8 protein-coding genes are annotated in these 8,295 nt (G+C 35.9%); 2 read left to right on the top strand and 6 right to left on the bottom strand.

All coding sequences use genetic code 11. The annotated features are described in order from the left end of the window. Positions 1–654 (top strand): ATP-binding cassette domain-containing protein (locus FTT86_RS15245; RefSeq protein ID WP_180181454.1); only part of this gene is annotated, 654 nt, incomplete at its 5' end. A 220-nt stretch (positions 655–874) separates the two neighbouring features. Here the strand turns inward: FTT86_RS15245 and FTT86_RS15250 are convergent. The 6 genes from FTT86_RS15250 to FTT86_RS15275 all read right to left on the bottom strand — a co-directional run bounded on the left by FTT86_RS15250 (position 875) and on the right by FTT86_RS15275 (position 6,872). After that, entirely contained in the window at positions 875–1,810 is a 936-nt protein-coding gene (locus FTT86_RS15250; RefSeq protein WP_159124544.1) for a replication initiation protein, read from the bottom strand. Between the two features lie 635 nt (positions 1,811–2,445). Further along, complete coding sequence (locus FTT86_RS15255; protein ID WP_218946026.1) at positions 2,446–4,977, bottom strand: relaxase/mobilization nuclease domain-containing protein; 2,532 nt, start codon at positions 4,975–4,977, stop codon at positions 2,446–2,448. After that, a complete protein-coding gene (gene mobC / locus FTT86_RS15260) occupies positions 4,961–5,449 on the bottom strand; it encodes a plasmid mobilization relaxosome protein MobC (protein WP_159124546.1) in 489 nt (162 codons plus the stop codon). Before mobC ends, FTT86_RS15255 begins: the two co-directional genes overlap by 17 nt. A gap of 309 nt (positions 5,450–5,758) precedes the next feature. Continuing rightward, on the bottom strand, positions 5,759–6,199 hold the full coding sequence (locus FTT86_RS15265) for a hypothetical protein (RefSeq protein WP_233945583.1): 441 nt from the start codon (positions 6,197–6,199) through the stop codon (positions 5,759–5,761). A 105-nt stretch (positions 6,200–6,304) separates the two neighbouring features. After that, positions 6,305–6,586 (bottom strand): type II toxin-antitoxin system YafQ family toxin, encoded by a 282-nt coding sequence (locus FTT86_RS15270; RefSeq protein ID WP_159124547.1) that lies wholly within the window; start codon positions 6,584–6,586, stop codon positions 6,305–6,307. Continuing rightward, positions 6,579–6,872, bottom strand: a complete 294-nt coding sequence (locus tag FTT86_RS15275) for a type II toxin-antitoxin system RelB/DinJ family antitoxin (RefSeq protein WP_159124548.1) — start codon at positions 6,870–6,872, stop codon at positions 6,579–6,581. The genes FTT86_RS15270 and FTT86_RS15275 overlap by 8 nt, the downstream gene beginning before the upstream one ends. A gap of 381 nt (positions 6,873–7,253) precedes the next feature. Between FTT86_RS15275 and FTT86_RS15280 the strand changes: the two genes are divergently transcribed. Beyond that, positions 7,254–8,295 (top strand): ATP-binding cassette domain-containing protein (locus tag FTT86_RS15280; protein ID WP_180181455.1); only part of this gene is annotated, 1,042 nt, incomplete at its 3' end.

Raw genomic sequence — 8,295 nt, forward strand, 5'->3', positions numbered from 1 at the left:
GATGATTTGAAAAATAGTCTGATTAATAGGCAGACCATTGTAGAAAAAATCAAAGCTCAGAAGTTTGAATTCCACTTACAGAGTACGAAGCAAGGAGAGATTTTAAGAATTCATGATTTAAAGCTACCCCATACAGCAACAAATAAAATTAATTTTGCATTGAAAGCTGGCGAAAAAATCCATCTTAAAGGTGCTAATGGAATTGGTAAATCAACCTTATTGAAATTGATTTCTACCCATCAACGTGATGATATTTTCTTTAGTGGAACATGTTTGTATTTAGATCAAAACTTTAGTTTATTAAATAATGATTTATCCGTAATCGAAAACCTTGCACTTTATAACTCCAATCTTACTGAAGTTGAGTGGAGAAATTTGTTAGGTCAGTTACGTATTCGTCGTGAAAAAGCTTTATTAAAACTATCAGAACTGAGTGGTGGTGAAAAATTGAAAGTCGCATTATTAGCAATGAGTCACTATCCTGATGGTATTGATTTATTATTGCTTGATGAACCAGAAAATCATTTAGATATTGAGTCTAGAGAGCTTCTATCGCAGGCTATTAGCCAATATCAGGGCGCTGTAATTTTAGTTTCACATGATCATTTTTTTGTTGAACAGTGTGAAATATCTGAAGAGTATTTAATTGAGTAAAATGACATTTTCAAATATATAGATTTATTAGTTCTACTAAAATTAACATAATACACCTTATACGAAATGCTTCTTTTTATTTCATATAAATCATAGTTTTATCGTATAGCAAAAAGCCCAACCCTCTCCGATTGGGCTTTTTTAATGATTGTTCACGTTCCACGCTTAGTATTTAAGCAATGTTTCACGGGATTTGTTAGCTCATATGGATAATCTGATTTTATGGTTTGAAATCCGTTTTTTGATGTAGAGCCTTCAAAATTCGTTTAGCCGTTTCTTCCCTTACACTTTTTGGATCTCGTAAAATCCCACTAATCCAAATCGCAAAAGTAGGATAGTCAGGAAAATTACTTAGATCAGAAAGTTCAGAAAGTTTAGATAGAATAGTGCTGTATTTATTAATTTGGGGATCTGACATATTACAAAATAGCTCTACTGTCTTTGTCTCTCTCTCGGGTGCTATGAGTTTTGGCTTAGGCTTCTCTTTCACAATAAACTTGAAACCAACCACAGACCGTCCTTGTTTAACGTTTTCATAAGTGAGTTCAATGTCTGTATTAGCTGTAATTTCATCTAATGAAGGCTTAATTACACGGTCTTTTAAATTACATAGCTTGTCGTAGGACTTTGGCAAACCTAACTCAGTTTTTATATGCTCTAAGGACATTTCAAATTGTCCCATAGCTTGATATTTTTTTGCTAAATGATATAGGTCGAACGAGTAGTCTTTTTTCAGACTGAGTACGATGTCTTTCTTGTACTTAGTGTATGGATTTAATTTGTCGAACTCTTTGAGCATCAAAAGAACTTCCTCTGGGAAGCATATGGATATTGAACCATTCTCATATATTGCTCTAATGACCCAGTTACAGTAGGTTTTTTTCTTATTATCACCATAGGAAAAATAACGTCTTAACAGGTTTTTACTCGCTTCTTCCATTTGCGAATACGCTGAGTTGGTTTTTATACCGCATTCTTTTGCAAAGCTCTCTGATGTTATGGTGATTGCATCTTTTTCAGTTGCATCAATTATCCGAGCTATAGGACTAGCAAGAATTAATAAGCGTTTTTCATCAATACTCATGCTTTTAAAGCACTCTTGAATCGTATTCTGCATAACAACCCAAGATACAGGGTATGTTTTTTTATAATCCATGAAACTACATTCCGCAAGAAGTAGTTTTTTATATCATATTGATTTATTTTTGCACACGATTTTTGTAGTTTTTAACATAAAACTACATTAAATATAGTGTAGTTTAGTTCATGCCATTTGTAGTTTCTAATCATGCCATTTGTAGTTTCTAATGTGCCAAAATCATGCCATTTGTAGTTTAGTTCATGCCATTTGTAGTTTTTTAAAGTCTGAAAGCCTTGCTATATGTGGTCTGGAAGGGTGTCTAAAAGTATTTAAAAGCTTTTTAAAAGAATAAAAGAGAATTAAAGGAAAAATCAAAGGCTATGGCACTCGCTTCGCTCGTGTCGTTTCAAAAGCAAAACCAAGAGCAAAAAGATTGATAATGCATTCGCTATGCTCATGCTTTTTTAAGATCAAAAGCCCCAAAGTTCGCACCCATTCGGGATGCTCTGTACTTACCGTTTTAGATTAAAAGGGAGTTTGTAATCAGGGAAAAGGCGTTGCTGAAATTTTTATGATGCTCAATCGCTCGTAGACACTCGCTTGGTTTAAACCTGTGAGGTTCAAAAAGAAAAAAACAAAGCGAACGGAGTGTGAGTGACATAAAGATAAATCGCTCATTCCCCCTCTGATTACTGTTTTGCTGAATTAGATTAAAAATCTAATTCAAAATCATTTTTAGGTTTTGGTTTATGCTCAGGTTCATAAGTTTGTTGAGAAGTATTCTGTCTAGGCAATGGATTTTTAATTTCGTAAATATCACTTTTAATAGTCTCAAAACTCTTTAAACACGCTTGATATGATTCTCTTTGCTGTTTCAAATGGTCGTTTTGAGGCTCTAAAATCTTCTCACATTTCAGATATTTCAGCATTTGATTGTCATTTTTGATCATTTTCTCAAATTTATCGTATTCCCATTCGTGGATATTTGAACGTGCACGGCTAATGTACGTTTCTAAATTTTTAGATTTTTTCTTTATGTAATCAATCAATTGTAGTGGGTTTTTATTGTTATAGGCCTCCTGTTGCTTGTCGCATAGTTCTTTGTGATAACCAACGTAATCGGGGTAATAACCGTCACTTCGCAAGTAACTGAAATTCGTAGCCGGTTTTGGCTTGAGTCGAATTTCCGCTACTGTGGTTTCTAGTCGTTCAAGTTGTTGATTAACGCTATTAATCTTTCTACAGTTTCCCCAAGCGTATTGATCTGCTTGCTTTGCGTCTCCAAATCTTCGTAAAAGTTGTTGGGTACTTTCAATTGCAAGATTTTCGAGAGTGCTTTCTCGATGTCCGCCTGCTGTGTGCCAATTGTCATTTGAATGGGTCTTAATTCTATCTTCACCAAGTCGCTGACAATGCTGTTTAAATCCAGTTGATTTAATGCTCTCGCTAATTGCGTTTGTAATTGGGTCTTCAAGTTTTCTTGAAATGCTTGCTGTAACTGCTCCGAAAAGTTGCCCTGCTCTAGCTTTGAAAGCTCTGCTTTCAGTGTCAAAATTAAGGCTTGCTGTGCTTCTTTCTCTGTATTCAGATTGCTGATTTTGCTCTTTAGACTCAGCTCGACTTCGCTGTAGTCGCTCAAAATGGTCTTTAATGAATCGATTTGTTGACTCAAAACCTTGTTTTGCTCGGCTAACAAGTTGTTTTGTTGCATCAATAAGCTGTTTTGCTCTGTCAAAAATTGGTCGATTTCGGTCTGCATGATCTAGTTCCGTATTTGTTTCAAGTAGTTGATCTGGTTTGTAATCACTTGTGAATTCTGTTGAATCATTTGCTCTTGTGCTTTGATTGTTTTTAAATTTGTATTGGCTTGATAGCCTAGATATAAAATTATTAAAAGAATCAGCAGTCCAAAAGCTATCATCCCCCATAGGATGTGTGTTGCTCTCTGGTTGCCCAATTTTTCCGTCAAAAGGCTCTGCAACTGACTCTCTATTGTCTCTCTCTGCCCCTCTATCGCTTGCTGTACTTGGTGTTGAATGCTGTTCTGCAGGAGCTTTTCGTCGATTCTGAGGCTCTGCAACTGCTTGTTGACTTGAGCCTGTAGAGCGTGAATTGAGGTTGAAAACGAATCTATGCTCGATTTCACTTTTGATATTTCCGATAGGTCTATATTCGCTAACTGCGTTTGCAGTGCGTCTATTTGCTCCGTATAGCTCGCTGTTAGCGATTTTATGGCTTTGGGTGATAGATTCCCTATTTCGGTCAAAATCGCTCTGAGATGCGATTTTATGGCCGATGTTGTCTGCTGTACTTCGTTTAAAAGTATAGTGCTGTTGGTGATAGGTCTCTCGCTTTGCTCGATAGTCATCTCGAACGTTTTCAGCGTTTCGGAGAGCTGTTGCAAGCTCTGCTGTAGTTGGTCGGCTTTCTGCTGCTGCTCTGAGATGCTCTGAATAAGCGTTAATTTCGAATTGTTCATGATAAAAGTCGCCTCTAAGTCGATGTCTTTTGCCACTTTTCAAAGTGGCAGTTAAGTATTCTTTACTTTGTTTGACCGATGCGATTCCTTCCAGTTGCTCAATACACTGGACAATATCTGCTCTGTTTTTTACTGTCAGAGTCCTTAAAAATGTTTGTACGTAGTTATCAACGAGCTTGCCAAACTGCTTTTTTGTAAGCGCCTCAAGATCTTGACCTGTAAAAATATTTTTAGCTTGAGCGTTGAGTTTTGCGACATAGTTTGGCTCTTGTGTCGTTTTCATCAAAAGCAGATCATCGGGGCGTGACCACTGGTACTTTGTGTTGAAGTAATCACGTAAAGAATCAAAATGCTTTTCATGGCCGGGTGGGGCAATATTGAGTGATTTACCGCTTTGAATATCTAGGCGTGGTGCTAGAACGTGGATATGCTTCGAGCCGTCATCGTCTGTGTGAAGCACGGCAAAAAGGTGGTACTGTGAGGGATCTAGTCCCGAAAAAGCATGCTTTTCAAACTCGTCTAAGACTTCTTTTATTTGTTCATCTGTCGGACTGTCTTCTTTTGACCATGCGATCACGCCACTGGTGTACTTCCACAAATGTGGACTTGAGTCACAGATGGCGTTAAATGTAGTCGCATCACCACGCAAAACATCAACACCTGCCCGAACATTGCCAAGATGATCGAACTTATCTAAAACATACGCTGAAGCGTGTGCGGCCGATCCTTTACCGTGATTTAAAAATTTAATATGCACTTTCATCCTCCTCAGCAAGCTGTATCGAAGACAATTGCTTTTTAAGCCTTTCAGGGCTTTGTCTGCTGATTTTCGGAAGTGCAGGAAATACTTGTTCTAACTCGGTTTGAATGCCTTTTAAAACTGAAAAAATGCTGAAAATATCTAACTTGCGTTGCTCTTGCGGATCAGCATTTTTGATGATGTTCAATGCTCGTGCAATTTGGTTTAAGTTGTTCCCGATTTTGGATAGCTCAAGCAGTAAAGCAGGATCTGTTTTTTGATAGCGTTTAACCACTTCAATCACTGTTTTAACTTTGAGTCTAGGCTTCCTTTCATATTCTTCTGGTCGTCTTACGGTTACAGCATCTTGCATGATTTCCCTTTGAATTAAAGAGAGAATGAAGTCTGTAAAATTCGTGTTCTCTTTTTCGAGGTGCTGCTCAAGTTGTTCTAGCTGTAACTCTGTGAGTCTGAAAATTTTAGTTTTATTTCGCATATACACATCCCACTAACAGGCTTTTGGTTTTGCTTTTAAGTCAACTTTGTTGACTTGCCCATCTTGATGGGCTTGGGGTCTTAGGGGTTTCCCCTAACAAGTCCCTGTATATCAAAATTCGAAGAATTTTGTATATACAGGTAGGCTTGCTTATCTTATTTAGTCATCTAATAGTATTCTACTATATCGTGAAAGATTTATATAAAAAGATCAAAAAAAGGGTTTATCAGCTAATAATACCTAAATTTGTATATGAGTTTTTATGTTGAAATTATGATGGAAATGGGGACTGGCTCATTTACATAACTTTTAAAGGGGAGAAGCAATCCAATAGCCGTAGGTAGAACAAACTTCAGGAATAAAGCGAGTAACAGATTTTGGTATTACTGATGACGGCCCTCCACTAAGGATAATTTCATTACCTATAAAAACTTTATGATTATTAAATTTATTGGTGATGCTAATCCTACCGTCCTTTGTATATTCTAACTCATGATTATTAGCCCAAATAATAAATGAACCGGTATCACTACCAAGCCGAATACAACCATAAGGATCTACATGCAATTTCCCACCAGTAATGGTTACTCTTGAACCAGAATTAGCATGTTTAATAAAAATGATAGGTTTTACTGACTCTATGGAGTTAGATACGGGTTGGGACTTCGCTATACAACCAGTAAGCAATGTAATAATTATAAAAATTTGAGCTAAATTTTTTATTCTCATATTGAACTCTTTGAAGGCCATGCAATGCTTAGCTTCTTTTCAAACTTTCTTATCGTGCAACTAGCGTAAAGTAGCTCGATGCTTTGAAACATGGCTAAAGCCATATTTCAAAGCATCGAGCTAAAATTAGCCAAAAATCTCTGAATGGCTATCTAACTGGTGTAACTCTAAAATGTCATCCCCTACGAGCCTGTAAATCAAGACTAAATCAGGTTTAACGTGACAATCTCGACAATTCTTAAACTCAGCACCACCTTTTAATGGGTGATCTAGGTATTTTTCAGGCAATGGACTATTAGCAACTAAACAGTCCAGTACCTCAGCCCATTCAGCCGTAACTAAATCTAAGTAACGTCTTTTAATATTTCGTTTAAATGAGTTGGTTACGATGATCTTTCGTTTAGCCATGAGCTTCATCCGACATGGCTTTGATTGCTTCTTCTACTGTTTCGTACTCGGTGTACTCCCCATTTTCAATCTCTTTAAGAGATTGAAGCAACTTTGCTACTGCTGTTGGGGTCAGAGTTGGTTCTTTCGCATAGTCAAAAGCTAATGGAACAGTTCTTGTTTTCACCACCTGATTTAAAAAAAGTTTAAATGCTTGTGGCATTGTTAAACCATATTCTTCAAAAATATGATTTGCATTATCCCTCAAGTCTTCTTCTAAACGCATATTAAAATTGACTGCGGACATGGTTAATTCCTCTAAAAACCAATAATGTAAAGACAATATAAGGCATTATCTTTACATTTTCATTACTTTTGATGTAATAAATGGTTTCTAATCGCTAAATTTCGTATAATCGCCATTATGTTAAATAACTTTTAGAAGCTTTAGTACAAGCTTGACAGATTGTCTTATCATTATAAAATAACCTTATTCAAATCATCCTCCCAAGAGTAACGCCAATGAAGTAAGTCATTTTCTCATCATTATTTTTAAACTTTTGATGTGCAAAATAGATTCTACTTGTGGCTATATATTCTTGGTCTCTACTTTATATCCTAAATAATATATTGTTTTTTATAAGTTAATCTTCACTATTTTGCATATCCTCTACATGAGGAATTTTTTATGCAACATGCATGTATTGCTTCAAACTTAAATTTAGAATTTTCTACACAGAAAATGTTTGATCAGCTAAACATTACGCTTTTATCAGGACAGGTTTCTGCATTAATTGGACGTAATGGTTTAGGTAAATCCCTATTGTTCAGAATATTAGATCAAAGCCAAGCTTTAGATATTCATTATAGTGGTCAAGTTTCATGGAATATCCAACATGATTATTTGGCACAATTAGAACGCCTTAATGCTGAAAATATTGCACAAGCATTAGAGGTAGATCATTTACATCATGCTTTTCGGCGTATAGAGAACAATACAGCTAGTTTTGATGATTATGAGTTAGTTGAAAATACCTGGGATTTACCACAAAAATGGCAAAATATACTTGAAAATGCTGACTTACCTACGGATTTGAACTTTCCAACAGAAAAACTGAGTGAAGGACAAAAAACAAAGCTGGCTTTATGTCGTTTGTTTTTAAAAAAGGATCACTATCTACTTTTAGATGAACCAAGCAACCATTTAGACTCAACATCTAGACAATGGTTAATTGAGAGTATTTTGGCACACCCTAGTGGTGTATGCCTGATTAGTCATGATCGCCAATTACTCAATCAAGTCCAACATATTTATGCTTTAACTGAATTAGGCTTACAACACTACAAAGGTAATTATGAGCATTACATTCAACAGCATCAGCTACACATGGATGCATTAACTCAGTCTATTAATAATGAGAAAAAAGAATTAAAGCAGTTAAAACAACGGCAACATGATAGCTTAATGAAAGCGAATAAACGTCAATCTAAAGGCAATGAACTTCGTGATTCTAATTCTCAAGCAAAGATTTTTCTAGATTTCAAAAAGGAAAATGCTGGACAAAGCTTAGGTAAGCTACGTGCCCAACAAACTCGACAAACTGATGATTTGAAAAATAGTCTGATTAATAGGCAGACCATTGTAGAAAAAATCAAAGCTCAGAAGTTTGAATTCCACTTACAGAGTACGAAGCAAGGAGAGATTTTAAGAATTCATGATTTAAAGCTAC

This window comes from Acinetobacter sp. YH01021, assembly GCF_013420255.1.
Taxonomy (GTDB): Bacteria; Pseudomonadota; Gammaproteobacteria; order Pseudomonadales; family Moraxellaceae; genus Acinetobacter.

Excerpts from the sequence above, each read along its gene's own strand:
- FTT86_RS15250 (WP_159124544.1), bottom strand. The coding sequence starts at position 1,810 with ATGGATTATAAAAAAACATACCCTGTATCTTGGGTTGTTATGCAGAAT.
- FTT86_RS15255 (WP_218946026.1), bottom strand. The coding sequence starts at position 4,977 with ATGAAAGTGCATATTAAATTTTTAAATCACGGTAAAGGATCGGCCGCA.
- mobC (WP_159124546.1), bottom strand. The coding sequence starts at position 5,449 with ATGCGAAATAAAACTAAAATTTTCAGACTCACAGAGTTACAGCTAGAA.
- FTT86_RS15265 (WP_233945583.1), bottom strand. The coding sequence starts at position 6,199 with ATGGCCTTCAAAGAGTTCAATATGAGAATAAAAAATTTAGCTCAAATT.
- FTT86_RS15270 (WP_159124547.1), bottom strand. The coding sequence starts at position 6,586 with ATGGCTAAACGAAAGATCATCGTAACCAACTCATTTAAACGAAATATT.
- FTT86_RS15275 (WP_159124548.1), bottom strand. The coding sequence starts at position 6,872 with ATGTCCGCAGTCAATTTTAATATGCGTTTAGAAGAAGACTTGAGGGAT.